The organism is Streptomyces sp. NPDC006510, assembly GCF_040611955.1.
Classification (GTDB): Bacteria; Actinomycetota; Actinomycetes; order Streptomycetales; family Streptomycetaceae; genus Streptomyces.
In genome coordinates this window covers 1-20000 of the sequence record NZ_JBEXPH010000143.1, presented here as the reverse complement: position 1 = coordinate 20000, position 20000 = coordinate 1, and the positions used below count along the sequence as shown (strand labels likewise).

Annotated in this window: 18 protein-coding genes, 1 rRNA gene and 1 pseudogene (1 of these 20 running past the window's edge); 16 read left to right on the top strand and 4 right to left on the bottom strand. The window is 67.7% G+C overall.

Annotated features, from left to right (window positions below):
* Positions 1-1280: ribosomal RNA gene (locus ABZY11_RS31890) — 23S ribosomal RNA — on the bottom strand; it reaches 1564 nt to the left of the window's first position.
* A 471-nt stretch (positions 1281-1751) separates the two neighbouring features.
* Positions 1752-2246 (bottom strand): hypothetical protein, encoded by a 495-nt coding sequence (locus ABZY11_RS31885; protein WP_356482476.1) that lies wholly within the window; start codon positions 2244-2246, stop codon positions 1752-1754.
* Between the two features lie 267 nt (positions 2247-2513).
* On the opposite strand from ABZY11_RS31885, the gene ABZY11_RS31880 reads away from it, so the two are divergent.
* From ABZY11_RS31880 to ABZY11_RS31825, 12 genes are all read left to right on the top strand, one after another.
* A complete protein-coding gene (locus tag ABZY11_RS31880) occupies positions 2514-5030 on the top strand; it encodes an ATP-dependent Clp protease ATP-binding subunit (RefSeq protein WP_356482478.1) in 2517 nt (838 codons plus the stop codon).
* Between the two features lie 412 nt (positions 5031-5442).
* Positions 5443-5676 (top strand): hypothetical protein, encoded by a 234-nt coding sequence (locus tag ABZY11_RS31875; RefSeq protein ID WP_356482475.1) that lies wholly within the window; start codon positions 5443-5445, stop codon positions 5674-5676.
* Complete coding sequence (locus ABZY11_RS31870; protein ID WP_356482474.1) at positions 5673-6239, top strand: sigma-70 family RNA polymerase sigma factor; 567 nt, start codon at positions 5673-5675, stop codon at positions 6237-6239. Before ABZY11_RS31875 ends, ABZY11_RS31870 begins: the two co-directional genes overlap by 4 nt.
* On the top strand, positions 6239-6958 hold the full coding sequence (locus ABZY11_RS31865) for a hypothetical protein (RefSeq protein WP_356482473.1): 720 nt from the start codon (positions 6239-6241) through the stop codon (positions 6956-6958). The genes ABZY11_RS31870 and ABZY11_RS31865 overlap by 1 nt, the downstream gene beginning before the upstream one ends.
* 529 nt (positions 6959-7487) lie before the next feature.
* The gene (locus ABZY11_RS31860) at positions 7488-8165 is read left to right on the top strand and encodes a TNT domain-containing protein (protein WP_356482472.1); all 678 of its coding nucleotides are present in this window, start codon (positions 7488-7490) and stop codon (positions 8163-8165) included.
* 7 nt (positions 8166-8172) lie between these two features.
* Positions 8173-8406: a hypothetical protein gene (locus ABZY11_RS31855; RefSeq protein ID WP_356482471.1), complete on the top strand. Its 234-nt coding sequence runs from the start codon at positions 8173-8175 to the stop codon at positions 8404-8406.
* A gap of 133 nt (positions 8407-8539) precedes the next feature.
* Positions 8540-8857 (top strand): hypothetical protein, encoded by a 318-nt coding sequence (locus tag ABZY11_RS31850; protein WP_356482470.1) that lies wholly within the window; start codon positions 8540-8542, stop codon positions 8855-8857.
* Between the two features lie 141 nt (positions 8858-8998).
* Positions 8999-9544, top strand: a complete 546-nt coding sequence (locus tag ABZY11_RS31845; RefSeq protein ID WP_356482477.1) for a hypothetical protein — start codon at positions 8999-9001, stop codon at positions 9542-9544.
* Positions 9514-10932, top strand: a complete 1419-nt coding sequence (locus ABZY11_RS31840; RefSeq protein ID WP_356482469.1) for a hypothetical protein — start codon at positions 9514-9516, stop codon at positions 10930-10932. The genes ABZY11_RS31845 and ABZY11_RS31840 overlap by 31 nt, the downstream gene beginning before the upstream one ends.
* Entirely contained in the window at positions 10929-12410 is a 1482-nt protein-coding gene (locus ABZY11_RS31835; protein ID WP_356482468.1) for a VWA domain-containing protein, read from the top strand. Before ABZY11_RS31840 ends, ABZY11_RS31835 begins: the two co-directional genes overlap by 4 nt.
* Before the next feature lie 12 nt (positions 12411-12422).
* Positions 12423-13535, top strand: a complete 1113-nt coding sequence (locus tag ABZY11_RS31830) for an AAA family ATPase (protein ID WP_072484794.1) — start codon at positions 12423-12425, stop codon at positions 13533-13535.
* Positions 13532-16336: a hypothetical protein gene (locus ABZY11_RS31825; RefSeq protein WP_356482467.1), complete on the top strand. Its 2805-nt coding sequence runs from the start codon at positions 13532-13534 to the stop codon at positions 16334-16336. Before ABZY11_RS31830 ends, ABZY11_RS31825 begins: the two co-directional genes overlap by 4 nt.
* A gap of 122 nt (positions 16337-16458) precedes the next feature.
* On the opposite strand, the gene ABZY11_RS31820 is transcribed toward ABZY11_RS31825, so the two are convergent.
* Positions 16459-16896, bottom strand: coding sequence for a GNAT family N-acetyltransferase (locus ABZY11_RS31820; RefSeq protein ID WP_356482466.1), 438 nt, complete (start codon positions 16894-16896; stop codon positions 16459-16461).
* Between the two features lie 150 nt (positions 16897-17046).
* On the opposite strand from ABZY11_RS31820, the gene ABZY11_RS31815 reads away from it, so the two are divergent.
* Complete coding sequence (locus ABZY11_RS31815) at positions 17047-17559, top strand: GNAT family protein (RefSeq protein ID WP_356482465.1); 513 nt, start codon at positions 17047-17049, stop codon at positions 17557-17559.
* A gap of 108 nt (positions 17560-17667) precedes the next feature.
* Here ABZY11_RS31815 and ABZY11_RS31810 read toward each other — a convergent pair whose 3' ends face one another.
* The gene (locus tag ABZY11_RS31810) at positions 17668-18285 is read right to left on the bottom strand and encodes an MFS transporter (protein WP_356482464.1); all 618 of its coding nucleotides are present in this window, start codon (positions 18283-18285) and stop codon (positions 17668-17670) included.
* Positions 18286-18377: 92 nt separating this feature from the next.
* On the opposite strand from ABZY11_RS31810, the pseudogene ABZY11_RS31805 reads away from it, so the two are divergent.
* The 3 genes and pseudogenes from ABZY11_RS31805 to ABZY11_RS31795 form a co-directional block, all read left to right on the top strand.
* Positions 18378-18479: pseudogene (locus ABZY11_RS31805) on the top strand (CGNR zinc finger domain-containing protein); the annotation flags it as partial.
* A gap of 321 nt (positions 18480-18800) precedes the next feature.
* The gene (locus ABZY11_RS31800; protein WP_356482463.1) at positions 18801-19307 is read left to right on the top strand and encodes a GNAT family N-acetyltransferase; all 507 of its coding nucleotides are present in this window, start codon (positions 18801-18803) and stop codon (positions 19305-19307) included.
* Positions 19308-19359: 52 nt separating this feature from the next.
* Complete coding sequence (locus ABZY11_RS31795; protein ID WP_356482462.1) at positions 19360-19908, top strand: hypothetical protein; 549 nt, start codon at positions 19360-19362, stop codon at positions 19906-19908.
* Positions 19909-20000 lie beyond the last annotated feature (92 nt).

Sequence of the window (20000 nt, the reverse complement as noted above, 5' to 3'; positions counted from 1 at the left end):
TTAGTCTTACGGTGGATAAGATTCTCACTTATCTTGCGCTACTCATACCGGCATTCTCACTTCTTAACGCTCCAGCACTCCTCACGGTATACCTTCATCGCGGTTAAGAACGCTCTCCTACCATTGATAAAATATCAATCCAAAGCTTCGGTAATATGTTTAGCCCCGGTACATTTTCGGCGCAGGGTCACTCGACTAGTGAGCTATTACGCACTCTTTGAATGATAGCTGCTTCTGAGCTAACATCCTAGTTGTCTGTGCAACCCCACATCCTTTTCCACTTAACATATATTTTGGGACCTTAGCTGTTGGTCTGGGCTGTTTCCCTTTCGACTACGGATCTTAGCACTCGCAGTCTGACTGCCGAACATGTGTATTAGCATTCGGAGTTTATCTGAGATTGGTAATCCTAGACGGACCCCTCACCCAAACAGTGCTCTACCTCCAATACACTTACATTTCGACGCTAGCCCTAAAGCTATTTCGGAGAGAACCAGCTATCTCCCAGTTCGTTTGGAATTTCTCCGCTATCCACAAGTCATCCAAACACTTTTCAACGTGTCCTGGTTCGGGCCTCCAGTGCGTCTTACCACACCTTCACCCTGCTCATGGATAGGTCACTAGGTTTCGGGTCTACATCATGATACTAAGTCGCCCTATTCAGACTCGGTTTCCCTACGGCTCCGTCTCTTCAACTTAACCTCGCATCATAACGTAACTCGCCGGTTCATTCTACAAAAGGCACGCTCTCACCCATTAACGGGCTCGAACTTCTTGTAGGCACACGGTTTCAGGTGCTATTTCACTCCCCTCTCGGGGTTCTTTTCACCTTTCCCTCACGGTACTGGTTCACTATCGGTCACTAAGGAGTATTTAGGGTTGGGAGATGGTCCTCCCGGATTCAAACTGGATTTCGCGTGTCCAGCCCTACTCAGGATACTGCTAGGTATAAGCGCTATTTCGTCTACGGGATTATTACCCTCTTTGATTAACCTTCCCAGGTTATTCGACTATAATGCTTAAGTCCACGTTGCAGTCCTACAACCCCAAGAAGCAAGCTTCTTGGTTTGCCCTTCTTCGCGTTCGCTCGCCGCTACTTACGAAATCGTTTTTACTTTCTCTTCCTGCAGGTACTTAGATGTTTCAGTTCTCTGCGTTACCTTTACATGAGCCAGCTCGGAGATGGCTCGCTGGACACGCTGGTGAAAGTTGGCGGTGCGGCGTCGCAGCGATTCGAACTCGGCCCGGGTGGCGAACCATTCGCGCTTCCCGGCCTCGCCCCGGGCAAAGCACTGGACGCGGAACTCCTCGCGCTCGGTCTTCCGGCGCCGCAGGACACTCGCGGTGCGTTCGTGGACATGCGTGAGGATCTTCCGAGCGCGCGGCAGATTGTCGGGGTGGGTGATCGCCGCCCATGTTCTGGCGTCCCGGGTGGGCGGGTGGATGTTCGAGGTGAGCATCTGCTCGAACTCTTTGTCGGCGAGCTGCGCAAGGTCCTGGGCGTCCACTACTGGCCTCCAAGCCGGTGTTGGGCGGTATGTGTCCAGCGTGGCGTATGACACTGACAAGCACGTAGAAATCCGGAAATAGAACGCGCCAAAGGTGAAGGGTGCGAAGGGTCAATATTTGACGATGTGTCAGTTATGGTCCATCGCCCCGCTCTGCGCGGCAGCGATCAACGGGTGCGGCCGACGCGAGACCGCCGGGGCGGTGCACACAACACGGTTACGACGCGATGGCCGAGCGCGGATTCACGGGCACGCTGCCTCCGGGAAGGGGGTAGAGCCACCCTCCGCATGTCCGAAACTGAACGGCTCCTGCGCGGGAAACGCCCGGGAGAGCGGGAGCGCGGCCTGGCACTGCTCGGAATCGTGACTCGGAGCCCTGTCGAACTGGTGATCTTCGACTGTGACGGTGTCCTCGTCGACGACGCTCGTCCAGGAGCGGCCGTCCACCGCCCCGATCAGCGCGATCGCGGGGAGCACTACCCCGGCCGGCAGCAGGGCGGCTGCCTCTGTGGTGTCCGCGGCGCGTTCGAGCCGCCCGGAGGGCGAGGTGCGGGTGCGCTTACCGCTGCCGGGCTCGCCGCGCCCGGTGCGGTACTCGACGATCACGCCGAGGCGCAGCGCGTAGGAGGCACGGGCCACCGCCAGCCCCCACCACAGCCCGTGGAAGGCGCCGACCACCAGCGCGAAGATGAGCGGGTCCCCGCCCGCGCGGTACGGGGCCGTCGGTCCGGATGTCACCCGAACGGCGGATTCCCGGCAGGTTCGTCCCCGGGCCGGGAAGTCCGTGACGCCGTGGTGCGCGACGAGCGGGGGAGATGCGTGATCGTCCGCGCCGTTGCGTGCCGGAGTAGGCGTTGGTCTAGTGAAACCACCTGCCAACGGGGCCACGAGGCGACCTCGATGATCCGTGAGCCCCGGGCACCCCACGCCCGTGTCCGGCGCAGGGCGACCCCGGCCGGCAACCCGCTCGCCCTTCCCTCCACCCGCATCCACTGGACGGTGACCATGACCATGTCCTCCTTCGGCTCCTTCGGCGGCCCGGACCCGTTCTCCGAACTGCTCAACCGGTTCTTCGGGATGTCCCCGGGGTCCTCACCGCCACAGGTGCAGCGGGTTCCCATCGGACGGCTGCTGACCGAATCGGCCCGTGAGCTGATAGGCCGGGCGACCACGCGCGCGACCGATGACGGCAGCCGGGACCTGGACACCGAACATCTGCTGTGGGCCGCCACCCAGGTGGACCCGGCCCGGACCCTGCTCGAACAGGCCGGGGTGGACCCCGACGAGCTGGGCAAACGGATCGCGGAAGCCCTGCCGGGGGAGAGCGCCACTCCGTCCGCCGAGCCGAGCCTGACACCCGCCGCCAAACGCGTACTGCTACAGGCCTACGAGCGTTCACAGGCAGCCGGAGTCTCCTACATCGGGCCCGAGCACATCCTCGGCGCGCTGCTGGACACGCAGGAGTCCGGTGCGGCCAAACTGCTCACCGCGTACGGCACGGACACCGGCAGGCTGCGGCGCGAGGCGGACAACGCGGCACGGGCCGAGGGCACCCCGACGGGCGGAACCAGCCGAACACCCACGCTCGACCAGTACGGACGTGACCTGACCGAGGAGGCGAAGGCCGGGAAACTCGATCCCGTGGTCGGCCGGGCCGAGGAGATCGAGCAGACCGTGGAGGTCCTGTCCCGGCGCTCCAAGAACAACCCCGTGCTGATCGGTGAGCCCGGTGTCGGCAAGACCGCGATCGTGGAGGGAATCGCCCAGCGCATCGTGGCCGGGGACGTCCCCCGTACCCTCAAGGACAAGCGGGTGATCGCCCTGGACCTCTCCGCTCTGGTGGCAGGCTCCCAGTACCGCGGCCAGTTCGAGGAACGGCTCAAGGACGTCATCGACGAGGTCAGTGCCGCCGCGGACTCGACGATCCTGTTCATCGACGAGCTGCACACCGTGGTCGGTGCCGGGGCCTCCGGCGAGGGCGCGATGGACGCGGGCAACATGCTCAAACCCGCCCTGGCGCGCGGTGAGTTGCACGTCGTCGGAGCGACGACCATCGACGAGTACCGCAAGCACATCGAGAAGGACGCGGCCTTGGAGCGCCGCTTCCAGCCCGTCATGGTGCCGGAACCGACCGTCGAGGAGACCATCCAGATCCTGGAGGGCCTGCGGGACTCCTACGAGGCCCACCATCAGGTCCGCTTCGCCGACGACGCCCTGGTGGCGGCGGCCGAGCTGTCCGACCGCTACATCAACGACCGGTTCCTGCCGGACAAGGCCGTCGACCTCATGGACCAGGCGGGCGCCAGGGTGCGGCTGCGGTCGCTCGGCAGGTCGACCGAGGTCGTCTCCCGGGAGGACAAGCTCGCCAAACTGAAGCGGGAGAAGGACGAAGCGGTCGCGTCCGAGGACTTCGAGAGGGCCTCGGGGCTGAAACTGCAGATCGCGGAGACCGAGACCGAACTCGCCGGTGTCGAGGAACGACGTGAGGGCGTCATGGACGTCACCACCGCCGACATTGCCGATGTCGTCTCCCGCCGCACCGGCATCCCGGTCACGCAGCTCACCGCCAGCGAGAAGGAGAAGCTTCTCAAGCTGGAGGAGGCGCTGCACTCCCGTGTGGTCGGCCAGGACGAGGCGGTCACCGCGATCGCGCAGGCGGTGCGCCGCAACCGAGCCGGAATGGGCGACCCCGACCGCCCCGTCGGCTCCTTTCTCTTCCTCGGGCCCACCGGTGTCGGCAAGACCGAACTCGCCAAGGCGCTGGCCGAGTTGCTCTTCGGCGACGAGAAGCGCATGGCCCGCTTCGACATGAGCGAGTTCCAGGAGAAGCACACCGTCTCGCGGCTCGTCGGCGCCCCGCCCGGATATGTCGGCCACGAGGAGGCCGGCCAGCTGACGGAGAAGGTACGCCGCCAGCCGTACAGCGTGCTCCTGTTCGACGAGGTGGAGAAGGCCCACCCGGACGTCTTCAACACGCTGTTGCAGGTTCTCGACGACGGACGCCTGACCGACGCACAGGGGCGAGCAGTGGACTTCCGCCACACCGTCGTCATCATGACGTCCAACATCGGTGCCCAGCGCATCCTCGCCCACAAGGGAGATGTCTCCGAGATCCGCGACGACCTCATGGGCGACCTGCGGGGCCACTTCCCGCCGGAGTTCCTCAACCGCGTCGACGAGACGATCATCTTCCACGGTCTCGACAAGGATGACCTCGGCCGCATCGTCGACCTCATGCTGGACCGCAGCAAACGCCGGGTGCGAGCCCAGGGCATGGAGCTGGAGGTCACCGAGGCGGCGAAGAAACTCCTTGTCGCGCACGGCCACCAGCCGGAGTTCGGGGCCCGCCCGCTGCGCCGCACGATCCAGACCGAACTCGACAACCGCATCGCTTCCCTGCTGCTGAGCGGCGAAGCGGAGCCGGGCGACACCATCGTCGCCGACGTCAGGGACAACGCTCTGGTCTGCTCGATCGGCCGCTCGGAGGCCTCTGTCGAGGCCGCGACGGCCGCAGCCGAGTAGATCCGGCCAGCCCCAGCACACGCAGGACCTGCCGCGCGTTCATGGAACCGTGCGGCAAGTCCTGCGTGTGCCGGCGCCGTTCACGGGGGCAGTGCCTCGCGAGGGCAATCAAGCCCTCAAGATCACGTTCGCGAATGATGGAAGGACCGTATCGGTGCAGGTGGCGACCGGGCTGGCTCGGGGTGGCGAACACCGGCGTGCACACCAGTAACGCCTGTGACATGTGTCACTCGACTGCGCTAAGTATGCAGGTCAGGGCTTTGAGTAAGCGTCAGGTCGATCACTATGCGCTAGGAACATGTGCCTGTCGGTTAACCCGAATGGGGGTAGCGGTCGGTGGAGTGGTGAGAACGTACCGATCCAGCTGGTCCGCAATGACGCGCTCCAGAACAACCTGAACGAAGGAGGGTCCGTGAGGCTCCTCAGGGCCTGGTACGCGCTGGTCACTCCCGGCGCCTACCGGTTGACCGAAGCGGGCGGCGGCAGCACGCGCCGGATCACCCGCATCGCCTCGCAGGCTCGCGTACGGCGCTCCGCCGTGCGCTCCTCGGCATCGCAGTACCCACAGCCCGCCCGAGGCCGGGCGGTTACCGGGCCGTGCCCGGCCGGAGAGGTCCCGGACAGCCTTCACCAGGAGGCTCCGTGACCGACTCACCCGAGAAGGAGGCGCGTCAGTCCGAGCTCGACCAGGCCTTCACCGCGTTCTTCCGCCAACACAAGGAAGAATTCCTGCGAGTGGCGATGACACGTCTGCGCAATCTCCAGGACGCCGACGACGCACTCATGGACGCGGCGATACAGATGCACCGCAAGTGGATCCGCATCGAGGCCCACTCCAACCCGATCGCTCTGGCCTACACCATCCTGAACGCGAAGATCACAGACTTCTACCGGCGCCGCGCCCGCCACGCCGAACGCGAGATCCCGGTCGGCACCGACTCCGCCGCCTACAACCGTGCCGTCACCGTCGACGACATCCTCACACTGCGCGGCTACGAGTCCCTCGATCACGCTCTGGCGGAACTGCAGAAGCGGGCGCCGAAACAGGCCGACTGCGTCAGGCTCCACTATCTCTCGGGGATGACCTTCGAGGAGATCGCCGAATACCTCAACATCACGAGAGGCGCGGCGAAGGGCAACGCTCACCTGGGCCGGAAGAAGCTGCACGATCTCATGGATCTCCCCGAAACGGGGAAAGGGGATTCCTGATGCTCGACGAAACCCTGCGCGCCGAAGCGCAGGTGCTCCACGACATGCTCAGCACCCACGACACCGACGACTTCATGCGCCGACTGGCCCTGCGCATCGCCGAAGACGCCTCGCGGCCCCCGCGGGTGCGCACACCCGACTCGGCCGAGCCCGCTCCGCCGCTGGCCGCACCCGTACCGGGATACGCGCCGCCGTCCTACGGCACCCCGCCCCATCCCTCCACGCGACCGCGCCCCCGCAATCGGCCACGCCGACGTCCCACTCCCATCGTGGCCTCCGACGCCGCCGCTCATCCCTCCGCGGTGCTGGCACACGTGCGCAGTGTGTGCGAGACGGTGCTCTGCTCGAATGACATCGACACCCTCCTGGCCTTCGACACCTACTACGACCAGGCGGGGGCGCGCACATTCGCCTGCCTTCTGTACACCATCGACCGCCACGAGAGCGCCCTCTACTGGTGGGGTTTCGCAGCCGGCGCCGGAGACCCCATCGCCGCCCACCTGCTGGCCGCCCACCACGCGGCGGTCGGCACACCGCCCGACGCCCGGGTCTGGCGGGCCTTCGCCCGCATGCTCGGCTACCGCGCCGACGACCTGCCGCAGCCCGTCCGTTGGAGCAACCACCTGGGCCGGGACTTCGCACTGCGCATCCCGATGGAAGCCGAACTTCGTCAGTTCCTTACCTACGACAGGCTCCCTCACGCCCTCGTGAGGCACTGAACCGGTTCGCTGACCTCACCTCGGCGCAGCGTCGGCGCGGGACCCCGAGAACAGTGGGTCCCGCGCACGGGAACACCAACACCACCGTCTTTCGCCCGCCGACCGACCGCGGGCCGGGCCCCTGTGCCCATTCCCCGCCGAAGACAAGGACGACCCATGAGCACCGTGTCAGACCCTTCACCACCGCTACCGCCGAGCCTCCGGGACCGGCTCCGCGACTGGACGCGTGCCCAACGCGGAGCCGCGTTGTCACACTTACTGAAAGGTATCTGTTATGGCACGGGAACCGCCCTGGCGGGCGTCATCGGCTTCTGGGTTGAGAACAGGCTCTGACGACAGGCCGAAGTCCCTTTTGCGGACCCGGAGTTCACCATCGAGTGCGTCCCGGTGATCGGACCGGCAACCCCTCCCCGGCGTCCCCGGCAGGATGTCCGGATCGCAGCGGCACGGCACGGACGCGGTGGGTGAATGAACGGTTACGCTTTGTCAGTTACCGCGATTGATCATCAGTACCCGAGGGGACTTCTGAATGAACCGCATGCGCAACGTACTTGCCGTGCTCGGCGTCACCGCCGGGCTCATCACGGCTCCTGCCGCGAGCGCCTCGGCGAAGCCGGAGGACCGGTCGCCTGCCTTCCCGGCCCGCCACGAGCCCTGCACCGGTGAGTTCCGCGGCGATGCCCGACTCGGCCCCAAGTGGCTTCCGAACAACCAGCTGGCCCCTGTGGGCCCGCTCCTCAAGGGGTACAAGCGCACCGGAGCCCTGTCCCCGCAGGCCTTCCTGAAGAAGTACTGGGAAGGCCCCGCGGACACCGGCAGCTGGAAGTACCCGCCCAATGACGGATTCGGTGAGGTCAACGGGCAGATCGACAAGGAGCCGACGAAGCTGCGCCCGGGCCAGCGCCTGGACCGCTTCGGTTCCGAGTACGGCGGCTATCTGGCGCCCGTCGGTGACGCGTACGCGGAGCGCGCGCTGCCACCGCAGAACCTCAACACCCGTGATGCGGCCGTCGCTTGTGACTACCGCGTCTACAAGGTGGCCAAGCCCTTCTGGGTGTGGCAGGGGAGTATCGCCCCGTGGTTCGAGCAGCCGGGAGGCGGTCAGCAGATCAAGCTGGACGCGGTTTTCCTCGACCCCGGCCAGGGACAGCGGCTGAACGTCAAGTGGCTCCTGGAGCACGACTACCTCACGTCTACCGACGCATAGTTTCGGCGTGGACCGTCGGGAGCTGTACGCGACGCTGAGCCGGGCGGGCGTGCCCGACGGGTACTACCGCATCGAGGGCGTTCACGAACCGGTCCCCACCCCCACGGACTTCCTGTTTCTGCGGCAGGCATCCGACGGGGTGTGGGAGACCGGTGCGTACGAACGCGGAACCTACGAGGTCATCGCCCGGCACCCGAGCGAACGGACTGCCTGCGGGCATCTTCTCAGCCTTCTCCTCTGAGGCCCCGGGGGAGAAGGCGGACGGAGGAGCGGTGGTATTGACCGCCTTCAAGAAATAGGAAATGCGTTCCGGTGGTGAACCTCGCGAACCGTACGGGTGATTGACCCCACCGTCGGTGCGACACCGCGCCCGGGTGCGGCTATCTCTGCTGCTTGTGATCCAGAACCTGCTGCGTGCCGCCACGGCGGTCGCCCTCACCGCCCTGCCCCTCACCATCGCGAGCCCGGCGCTCGCCGGAGAAAAGACCGTCGCGCCACAGGCGGGCTCCGTTGCACCACAGGCGAGCCCCTGTGCCGACGTCATGACGCCTGCCGGGCACATCTGTGTGCCGTCGCCGAAGCAGTGCATCACGACACCGTGCCCTCAGTACGACCTCGTCACCATCCCGTTCTACTCCCCGCCCTCGGGTGGCGGAGCCGGGACCCCCGAAGGATCGGCACACACTCTCTGACGCCTGCCCGCTGCGCGGCCGCAGTTCGACGGCTGCGGCCGCGCAGCCGGTCACTCCGTACATCCGGCGATGTCGGACCTCCCACCACAGCCGCGGCCGCCAATGTCAGTGCCCGTAGGTATGTTCGGTCGTGTCCTGCCGATGTGGCGAGGAAGTCGCCTTGGTGCACATAGGAGTGGTGCGTTGTCAGACTGGGAGAGGTCGAGCACGGCACGGGTGATAGCACCCGCACGACCGCGCAAACTGGCCAAAGTCCCGTTCGTCGAGCTGGCCGACGGACGTCTGCAGGGTGTGGTGTCCAGCGGCTCGGACATCGGGCGGGTCTACGTGTCGTCGGTCGCCGCCGGCACGTACACGTTCGCCTGCAGCACCAACAACAACCGGCCCTGCGGCGGCGCGCGGGGGTCGTTCTGCAATCACATCCGGGCCCTGATCAACGAGGCGGTGCTGCAGTACGGCGCCGAGCGCGTCGCCCGTTACCTGCGGGTCGAGATCGCGGACGGGGAGCCGAGCGCGCAGACCATCACCACCGGCATGTGCGACGCACGTCCACCACAGGGGGACGCCAAGGCCGCCGCGCCCGTCTTCAGCCGGTTCCTGCGGCACCTCGCCTACCTGGAACTCACCCCGACCACGACACCGTTGCCGGAGTTGCAGTGGTTCCCGTCGACCAGGGCGGTGGCGTGATGCGTGCCGACCTGTTCTCGGAGACCATCACCGGACTCGACGAAGCCCTGGCAGCCGTCGACGGCTTCGACCGGGCGCTCGTCGCCGGCCTGCTCCGTCCCCAACCCGCCCAGACCGCCGGCCTGACAGGACTCGCCCACGCGGTCGCCGGGACCCCGCTGGCCGCAAGGGTCGCCGAGGCCGCCGAGAAGGCGGCGGCCGGAGCCGCGAGCGAGGACCACTTCGTCGCCCTCGCCGCCGCCCGCACCGCACTTCTCGGCTCCGTCCACGACGCACTGATGACCCGCATCGAAGAGGCGACCGGCCGGCCCCGCGAAAAGGAGGCCGTTCCGGCGCCCGCCGGACAGCAGGCGGCGAACCTGCTCGCCGCCGCCCGCTCCTGGCTCTCCGATCTGGCGCGCTCCGGGTGGCAGGGCATCGACCACGACGTGGTCTCCGGGGCGACGCCGGTCGTCTCCGCGATGCTTCCGGACCCAGCGTTGCGCCGCCCGGCGACGCTCCTCGACGGCTTCGCCGCCGAACTTGCCGCATCCTGCCCGGGCGTGTCACTGGAACGGATTCCGGCTCGCCGCTGGGCCGACCTGTGGTCACGCGCGCTGCTTCTGACGGTGCCCGGCGCGGCCGACCTGTCCGTGACGGGCACGGCCACCGGCCGCCTCCTGCCCCTCGGCGTCGATGTCCATGAACACGCGACCGCCGTACAGGCCCAGGTCCACGCGGTGTTCGAGCCCGCGGACGGCGCCACGCCCCGATTGGTGCGTGCCGGGGTAGCGGTGCCGAAGCCCGACACGGTCGTCGGGGCAGGCCTCTGGCAGCTGCTCCGCCCGCACATGTCGCTGCTGGCAGCCGTCGGCGAAGGCCGCTCGATGGACCTCACCGACATGCCGCTCACTGCCCAGGGTGACCTGGTCTGGAGCGACGAGCACGCACGCCGGGGCGATCCGGCCGACGCCTTCGCCACCGCCCGCGTCGCCCTGCCCACCGCCACCGACGCGGCGACCGCACCCCTGGACCGGCATCCGGCACGCATCGCCGTCCCGGTGTTCCTGGAGGGTTACGCCGCCCACAAGGACGACGACGCACTGACGTTCACCCTCCCCGGAGGCCCTCTCGTCGTCGACACCGACCGCATTCCGACCGCCGGACCGCTCACCCCCGACGCCGTCGCGGCATCCGGCGCGTGCATCGGACTGCTCCGCTGGGACGACGGGACGTATCGCGTCCAGCCCCTGGCCGTCGAGACGACCGTACGGAAGAAGCCCGTCGCGATCCACGCCGGGGGATGGGCCGGGGGTACCACCGACAAGGCCGGGGTCAAGGCCGAGAAGGCCGCCACCGACGCCGTGGCCGTGCTGCGGGAACGTGCGGGGAGGCTGCTGCGGAAATGACCAAGCAAACGACGGCACGAACAGCCGAGAACGCCACCCCGCAGACTTCCCAGAGCCTTCAGCCTCCGCAGACGCCGGAGGCGGACTCCCAGGACAACCGTCGTCAGGTCCTGTACTGGCGGCTCCTCGCCCGGCTCTTCGACAACGAGGAACAGAGCACGCTGGAATCCGCCAGCCTCGCCGTGGTCGAGGACATCGGCCTGCCCTCCGCGCTGCTGGACCCACAGGCCTCTGTCGACTCGATCGTGCAGCGCCACCCGGAGCTGGCCGCCGAGTTCGACGGCCTGATGGCGCCCGACCCCGACTCCGTCTCCGAGGCCGCTGACGCACGCGACCGGGCCGCCGAGGTACGACGGGCGGCGCTGGTGTCGAAGGTGCTGCTCAACGTCTTCGCCTCCGGCTCGGGCACGGTCACCGCCGGACAGCTGGCGCGCTGGCAGTCCGACGCCGGCTGGCTGGAGCGCGCGCTCGGCTGCAAGCCCGGCGAGCTGCGTGGCGGCCGCGCCGGGGGAAGGGCCGCGGGGCCGGGCGTCAGCCCGACCGGCACCGGCGGCCGAGGCACGAGCCCCGATCTCAGCCGACTGATTCCGGCGATCGGCCCGGAACTCGGCAGCATCGAGGCCGATCTCGTCAAGCGGATGCACCTGCGCGAGGTGCTGGCCGACCCCAAGCTCGCCGCGCAGCTGACCCCGAGCATGTCGCTGATCGAGCAGCTCCTGCGGGACAAGAACAACCTCTCGGGCGTGGCCCTGGCCAACGCCAAGGACCTGATCCGCCGTTTCGTCGACGAGGTCGCCGAGGTACTGCGCACCCAGGTGGAAAAGGCCACGGTGGGCGCCCTGGACCGTTCCGTACCGCCCAAGCGGGTGTTCCGGAACCTCGATCTCGACCGCACGATCTGGAAGAACCTCACCAACTGGAGCCCGGAGGAGGAGCGGCTCTATGTCGACCGCCTCTACTACCGGCACACCGTCCGCAAGACGACACCCCAGCGGCTGATCGTCGTCGTGGACCAGTCGGGCTCGATGGTCGACTCGATGGTGAACTGCACCATCCTGGCGTCCATCTTCGCCGGCCTGCCGAAGGTGGACGTCCACCTGATCGCGTACGACACACAGGCGCTCGACCTCACGCCGTGGGTGCACGACCCCTTCGAGACCCTGTTGCGCACCAACCTCGGGGGCGGCACCGACGGCACGGTCGCCATGGCACTGGCCCAGCCGAAGATCGCCGAGCCCCGCAACACCGTCGTGGTGTGGATCTCCGACTTCTACGAATGGCAGACCGAGCCACTGTTCGAGAGCATGGTCGCCATTCACCGCTCCGGAGCCAAGTTCATCCCGGTCGGCTCGGTCACCAGCTCCGGCCGCGGCAGCGTCAACCCGTGGTTCCGCGAACGCTTCAAAGACCTCGGCACACCGGTCCTCTCCGGCCACATCCGCAAGCTTGTCCACGAGCTCAAGACGTTCCTCGCTTAGAAAGGCACTGTCATGTCCGACCTGTTGCGCGCCCCCGCCGAGATCAAGTACGCCGAGGAACTGGAGTGGCTCGAATCCATCGACGACAACCCCAAGCCCTTCTCCTGGCGGTTGTCCCCGAAGATGGTCCGCCTGTTCATCCTGGGCTCCGAGCGTTCCGACGGCCTGGACCGGGAGATCTCGCAGAAGTGGTACGGCGACCGCAGCTTCGTCGAGCGTTCCATCGTCACGCTCGCCTCCGACCGCGGACTGCTGCTCATAGGTGACCCCGGCACGGGCAAGAGCTGGCTGGCCGAGCTGCTGTCCGCCGCGATCTGCCGCAATTCCACACTGGTCGTGCAGGGCACGGCCGGCACCACCGAGGACCACATCAAATACTCCTGGAACGTGTCGATGGTCATCGCCAAGGGCCAGTCACGGGAATCGATGATCCCCTCGCCGATCATGACCGCGATGGAATCCGGCGCGATCGGCCGTTTCGAGGAACTCACCCGCTCCACCAGTGATGTGCAGGACGCGCTGATCTCGATCCTGTCCGAGAAGTACATCTCGGTTCCCGAACTGGACAGCGACAGCATCGTCTTCGCCAAGCCCGGCTTCTCGATCATCGCCACCGCGAACAGCCGCGACCGCGGTGTCAACGACCTGTCCTCTGCGCTCAAGCGCCGCTTCAACTTCGTCCGCATCCCGGTGGTGACGAACAAGAAGAGCGAGGTGGAGATCGTCCGCTTCCGCACCGAGGAACTGCTGCGCCGCCACCAGATCGAACTGGAGGTGCCGCCGACGCTGCTCGACGTGCTGCTGCAGAGCTTCGCCGACCTGCGTGCCTCGGCGGCCGCGGCCGGCAGCGACGACGAGAAGCTGGAGTCCGCGCTGTCCACCGCGGAGCAGATCGGTGTGCTGGAGGACGCGGTGCTGCACAGCAATTTCTTCGGCGAGCGCGCCCTGACCGCCCGCACACTGGCCTCCTCGCTCGTCGGGTCACTGGCCCGGCGCGAGCCCGAGGACCTGGCCATCCTCAACAAGTACCTGCACGGTGTCGTCGAGCCGCGCAGCAAGGAAGAGGGCGGATCCTGGCCGGAGTTCCTGGAGGGCGGCCGCGACGCGATCGCCACCCTGTCATGAGCAGCACCCACGAGGGGACCTTCGAAGGACTGCGTGCTCAGCTTCAGGAGGCCGCGGCGACGTTCGCCGACGGGCCCGACGCCCTGGAGGGCATCCTCCTCGGCATCGTCGACGACGTCGACCACGCAGTGCGCGAGCCCCTTGAGATCTTCCCCGTCTGCCATCACTCGCCCGCCTCGGCGATCGCGATGGCTCGCCGGCTGCGCGAGAAGCAGCCCAAGGTCGTGTACCTGGAGCTGTGCGAGGACATGGCGCCGCTGCTGACCGAATTGCGCAACTGCAAGCTCCCGGTGGCGGTCCAGTCGTTCGCGACCGAGGTCGACGGCTTCCCGGCCGACTGGTCCCCGCTGTCGGTGGTCGCACCGATCACCGAGGCCTCCGCCGAGTACCAGGCGATTGCCTACGCACTGGACACGCCGGGCGTCGAGCTGGTCCTCGTCGACCGCTCATCGGACCACGTCTTCCAGTGGGACACGCGCGGAACGGAGTCCGCCGAGCCGGCCGACCCGGACGCACCCCCCGCCGAGGAAGAGGCCGCGCTGCACGGCGATGCGGTCGGCGTGGAGATCGGTGACCTGCGACCCCGCTTCGCCGAGCTGGAGGAGCATCTGCTGCGCCACGGCAAGGTGCGGCACTGGTCGGAGTGGTGGCACCAGTACGTCGAGCTGCCGCTCGGCGACAGCGACCACGACACCTACCGCCAGGTCATGCTCCTGATCGGAAGCCTCTTCCGACGACTCGCACCCGGCGACCCCCACCGGGTCCGCGTGGACGAGGACCGCGAGCGCTACATGTGGACCAGGATGCGCGAACACCTGGCCGCGACCGGTGCCGATCCCGCGGACTGCCTCTACGTCTGCGGCGCCTTCCACGCGGCCAGCCGCGTAGAGGAGTTCGGCGTCCACGGGACGGACACCTTCGAGATCAGCCCGCTCAGTGCCACCACATGGCAGCACGGTCTGATCCCGTCCAGCCATGCGGCGATCGAGGCACAATTCGGCCTCGCCGCAGGCTCGGTGTCGATCGCCGCGACCGTGTGGGCGAAAAACCTCCGGCGCACGCGCGTGGAGCCCTACCGCCTGGCCGGACAGGCGGGCACGAAGAAATCGAGGGCCAAGAAGGCCGCGGCCGCGGTGGGGCCCGTACCGGCGGTCCCGCCCTCGGACAAGCTGACCGGCTTTCTGCAGCAGCCGCCCGCCCTGGACCGGCTGGACGAGGCCGAACTGCTCGGCTGGTCGGTGGAGATCGTGCGCGCCGCGCGCCGCAACGGCTACCTCGCCTCCACCGCCGACGCCATCGCGGTGTTCGAGACGTCGATCCTGCTCGCCGGAATGCGCGACCGGGCCAGGCCGACGCCGTACGACTTCCAGGACGCCGCCGTCACCTGCATCGAGAAGGACACCGTGCCCGGTCGGCGCGATGTGCGGCGGCTCGTGGAGATCATGATGGGCGGCGACCGGGTCGGCCAGGTCGGTTACGACGCGCTGCCGCCCCTGGCCCGCGACGTGCACGACCGGCTCGCGCCCCTGGGCCTGAAGCTCCAGCAGAGCGGTGTGCAACGAGCACTGCTCGACATCACCTCCCAGCCGGAACTGGAGCGCTGCTCCGACGCGTTGTGGATGCTGCGCTACCTGATGCCGCAGGGTGCCGCCCGCCCGATCATGGGCGAACGGAAACTGGGCGAGCGGCCGATCCAGGAGTCGTGGGACCTCGCGCTCGGCACCTACCAGCGTGCGCTCATCGAGCTCGGCTACGAGGGCGTCAGCATCGAGCAGGTCCTGGAACAGCGACTGCGCCGCACGGCGTACGACCGGCGCGCCACCACGGCCACCGTCCTGGAAGCCGTCGAGGACGCGACGCTGTACCTGCGCAGCCGCCGCCTCGCCGACGAACTGGGCACACACGCCCTGGAGGTGCTGTCGGCCGAACGCAGCGTCGACGGCGCTCCGGAGGTACTGCGCCGAGTGCGGAGGCTGCTGGCGTACTACCGCACCAGTGAGCCGGTGCTGCCGCCTTGGATCGAGTCCTTCGTCAAAACCGGATACGCCCACTACTGCACCCTGCTGCCGACGGCGTTCACCGACGAGGACGCCACCGTCCGCCAAGTGGCTGCCATGCTGGGCTTTCTGTTCAGCATGGAGAGCCTGGCGCTGTCGCTGGGGTGCGATCGGACCCAGCTGGAACTGGCGGTGGTCCAGTCGCATCCGGAGGAGTCGTCGAAGACGGCGCTGCTGTGGGCGGCCCAGGTGCAGCTCGGGCACCTCTCCCGCGCGGACCTTCGGGCGAGGTGCGACGAACTGCTGGGCAATCCCTTGGTGGTGCCCGCCTATCCGCGCTATCTCAGCGGCTTCGTGCACGCGCTGGATCCCGTCCCGGGTCTCACGGACTTCGTGGTGGAGGCGGTGTCGAACGCGTTCGGACGGCTGCCGGACCCGGTGCTCCTCCCGTGGCTGCCGACCCTGATCACCACTCTGCGATCGGGCGGCTCGGATCTGGCACCCCTGCTGATCCGCGAGGCCGGGCGGACCTTCCCGGGCCGGCTCGCAGCGCTGGACTCGTGGGTGCCACCGTGGCGGGCGCAGCCGGAGCCGGCAGCCGTGCATCCGGTACGCCACGGGGAAGGCCGCAGCGGTTTTACGCTGCTTGCCGCACACCCCGCGACGTGCGACGCGGTCGCCGGTCTGCTGGGCTGCGACGGCACGTGGGAGACGGCGGATTCCGGCGGCCCGGCAGGAGTGGCACTGGCCGGTCGCCACCCGGAGACGGCCGTCGCGCTGGAGGCGCTGCTGGCCGGCGCGTGACCTCAGTGGCTTGAGCCCACGCAGTAGATCCGTCGAGGGCGGCGTACGGCGCCACCGGCGCCCCGACCGGGCGTGCAAGCGAGCCCGGTCGGGGCGCCGGCCTCCCCATTTCCCTCCACTCCCTACTGCTGCACAACGAAGCGGTAGAGCTTTGAATCGCGGGCCTGGAATCCCAGACGCTCGTACAGTCGATTCGCAGCCTGGCGGGACGGACGCGAGGTGAGGTCGACCGTCCGAACCCCGGCTTCCTCGGCCAGGCGGAGTGCCTCCTCCGTCAATGCCGCTCCCACTCCATGACCTCGGGCCGCTTCGTCGACCACGACATCCTCGATGCGTCCCCGCAGGCCCGATGGCAACGGAAACATGATCAGAGTCAGCATGCCGACCGCTCGGCCTTCGATCCTGGCCACCAGCAGGGTGTTGGCGTCACTGCGCAACAACTGGGCCACCGACTCATGGTCGGGCATACCGGCCGTCCTCGACAGCTGGGGCAGCAGCCGAGCGATTGCTTCCACCACTTCGTCGGTCGCCTCGCGGACGACCTCCACCTCGACGCTCATGAACGCGACCCTACAGACAAGTCCCCCAAACGCAGCGGGAGGAAGACCGCGCTGGTCACCAGGACCGCCACGAAGCACCTGGTCAGGGGGCATCGCGGCTGGTGATGAAGGCCCTGGACGCCGAATCCCGGTGCATGATTCGATGCCGGGATGACCTCGTACTGGACGGGAGAACGGACACGCCTGCGCGGCATCGAGCCCGACGACTGGACCGCGTTCATGCGGTTCGCCGAGGACGAGGAGCGGTTGGGGGACCTGCTGAACCCGCCTCGTTCCGCCGAGAGCCATCGTGCCCGGGCGAGGGAGCAAGCCGTCGCCGATTCCGGCGGCGACTGTTTCCAGTTGGCGATCGAAGCCGCGGGCACGGGGGAAACCGTCGGGGCAGTGGGCTCGTACCACGCCGACCCGCGTTCGGGCTGGTTCGAGTACGGCATCACGATCGGCGCCGATCACCGGCGCAATGGCTACGCGGCGGAAGCCGTACTGCTGTTGCTGCGCTACGCACACAACGAGGCATCGCTGGCACTTCACCGCCGGCTCGGATTCGTCGAGGAGGGCCGCCTCCGTGACCACGTGTTTCTTGCCGGACGGCATCAGGATCTCGTCATGATGGGCATGCTCGCCGCTGAGTTCGCCCAACTGCACCCGGTGGGCGAACTCTGAGGCATTGATCTGGATCCCGCGTCGAAGCGGACCGGCACCTGGTATCAGATGGGGCATGATGTGGCCCCGCGTTCCGGGCAGTCGGCGGTGGGACCGGAGGCCGGAGCGTCAGCGTTTCCTGGCTGTGTCGAGTCCTGAGCGTGTGGTGACTGCCCCGGTTCGATGTGGCCCGTGGCGACGCCTGCGCTCTGCGCGGGTCGAGACGATCAGGGCAACTGCGGTCATCGCGGTGAGGAGTCCCCAGGCCGGTTCGAAGCTGTGCGTGAGGTCCTTGAGCAGGCCGAGGACGGGCGGCACCACGACGATGGCGACCTGGTTGACCGACATGGCCAGACCGAGGGCGAAGCCGGTCCTGCTCGGCGGAGCCGATTCGGCCACGTACGCGACCCACGGGCCGTACCAGCCGAATCCGAAGAGTCCGAGCCAGACAAGTACGCAGCAGGCGATCAACGGTGATCGGCCCAGCGGCGTCATCAGCACCGCCATTCCTGTGATCACGGCGACCATGCAGGTCATGACGGAGACATACCGTCCGGAGCTGCTGCGGTCGCTCCAGCCGGCCAGACCGATACGGCCCACGACGCCCGCCCCTTGAGCCACCACCAGAACAAGGGCCGCCGTGCCGGCGCCGACGGACGCCGTCTCGTGGAGGTACAGCACCGGCAGGATGCCTATGCCGCACTGCACCGAGACCAAACTTGCCCCGGACAGCATGATCTTCGTCATGGACGGTTCGCGGAGCATCCGTAGCCGGTCGCCGAGCTGCGACCTGAGCGAGGCATGCGGGTGCTTGTCCTGCGGGACGGCGCGGCTGGGCTATCTTCGCCGACACCTCCCGCACCGGGCGGCAGCGCTACTGCTCCCAGCGGTGCGCCAATCGCGACGCGGTACGTAGACACCGCGCCCGAGCCGCACCATGACACCGCGCGCAAGCCGGTTCGTGTTCGCGGGGGCTGCCGCCACGTCGCAGCGGGCGGCGCGAAGCCGTAGGACATCCAGCCCGGGCACCTGTCGACAGGGGAGAGCGAAGAACCCCAGTGGCACCACGCACCGGACGGGCTGTTGAAGATCGCGCTGTCCTTGCCCTTCGCCCGCGCGACGGGCTCGAACCGCCTTGGTGTACGGCGGTACCCTCGTTCCTCGGCGTTCGTCTCACGAGACTGCGGGTTCCCGGGCCACGATGCCATGACCTGGTGAAAACACGATGGACGCAGCGTCCCGGGCGCTGAAATAGTCCGACAGTGACCGCAATACCCGCATCCTCAGCACCTCCCGCGCCTTCCGAACCCCTCCCACTGGCTGACGGCCTCGTCCTGCGCGCGGCGCGGCCCGCTGATCTCGACCAGATCGGCGCCCTCCTCGCCCGACGCGGTGATCCGGCCGACGCTCTCGACCACCGGCTGGTCGTTACCGACCCCGACGCCGGCTGGTCCGCCTGCGCCGTGGTCGTCGATGGCGACCGGGTCGTTTCCACCGCAACACTCCTTGACGAAGAGGTACGCATCGGAGGCGTGCGCTTGCCCGCCGGGCAGGTCGAACTGGTCGCCACCGACCGGGAATACGAAGGACGCGGACTCGTCCGGGCACTGATGCGATGGGCCCACGACCGCTCCGCCGCCCGCGGCCATGTCATTCAGGCGTTGATCGGGATCCCATACTTCTACCGGCTGTTCGGTTACGAGTACGCCATCGACATCCCGCCCGCACTCACCATGCGCACCGCAGGCGAGCAACCTCTGGGTTCTTGAGCACGCCGACACCGTCATTGCCACCGGCCGAACCACGCCCCCCGACGACCAGGTGCTCCTGGCCGAGGCCGCCGCACTCGACGAGGCGTCGGCACGGGAACTGCTCCGCGGTGTCGCCGCTCTGGCCCCCGACAGCCAGGTGCGGGCGGTCCACCGAACCGGCACCGTGACCGCCGCCGCCTGGCAGGATTTGCTCGACCACGAAGCTCCCCGGCAGGCGGAGCAGTACTACGTCCGCATCCCGGACCCCGCTGCGCTGCTCGACCGGTTGCGGCCGCTGCTCTGGCACCGCCTCACCGTGAACGGGCCGGACCGCACCGGCCGGGACATCGTCATCTCCACCTTCGGCGCCCACTACCGGATCCCGGTCCACGCCGACGGTCTGGGCCAGGTCGTCACCGGCGGCGCGATGCAGGGACCCGGAGCCGTGGGCGGCGCCGCGGTGGCCCCCGACCACCTGGCCGCCCTGCTGTTCGGCCCGCACGGAATGGAGGGGCTGACCCGGATTCGGCCCGACGTCTACGCGAGGGACGAGGAACTGTTCCGGGCGCTCTTCCCGCCGGTCACGGCAGATCTGCTCAGCTACTACCTGCCGTACTAGTACTCCAGTCTGGTTTCGCGATGCTGGTAGACCCGGCTGGGAACGCGTACGGCCACCGCGTGATCATCGGGGGTTGTGTGGACTCCTGAAGA

Excerpts from the sequence above, each read along its gene's own strand:
- ABZY11_RS31880 (WP_356482478.1), top strand. The coding sequence starts at position 2,514 with ATGACCATGTCCTCCTTCGGCTCCTTCGGCGGCCCGGACCCGTTCTCC.
- ABZY11_RS31865 (WP_356482473.1), top strand. The coding sequence starts at position 6,239 with ATGCTCGACGAAACCCTGCGCGCCGAAGCGCAGGTGCTCCACGACATG.
- ABZY11_RS31860 (WP_356482472.1), top strand. The coding sequence starts at position 7,488 with ATGAACCGCATGCGCAACGTACTTGCCGTGCTCGGCGTCACCGCCGGG.
- ABZY11_RS31845 (WP_356482477.1), top strand. The coding sequence starts at position 8,999 with ATGTGGCGAGGAAGTCGCCTTGGTGCACATAGGAGTGGTGCGTTGTCA.
- ABZY11_RS31835 (WP_356482468.1), top strand. The coding sequence starts at position 10,929 with ATGACCAAGCAAACGACGGCACGAACAGCCGAGAACGCCACCCCGCAG.
- ABZY11_RS31830 (WP_072484794.1), top strand. The coding sequence starts at position 12,423 with ATGTCCGACCTGTTGCGCGCCCCCGCCGAGATCAAGTACGCCGAGGAA.
- ABZY11_RS31825 (WP_356482467.1), top strand. The coding sequence starts at position 13,532 with ATGAGCAGCACCCACGAGGGGACCTTCGAAGGACTGCGTGCTCAGCTT.
- ABZY11_RS31820 (WP_356482466.1), bottom strand. The coding sequence starts at position 16,896 with ATGAGCGTCGAGGTGGAGGTCGTCCGCGAGGCGACCGACGAAGTGGTG.
- ABZY11_RS31815 (WP_356482465.1), top strand. The coding sequence starts at position 17,047 with ATGACCTCGTACTGGACGGGAGAACGGACACGCCTGCGCGGCATCGAG.
- ABZY11_RS31810 (WP_356482464.1), bottom strand. The coding sequence starts at position 18,285 with ATGACGAAGATCATGCTGTCCGGGGCAAGTTTGGTCTCGGTGCAGTGC.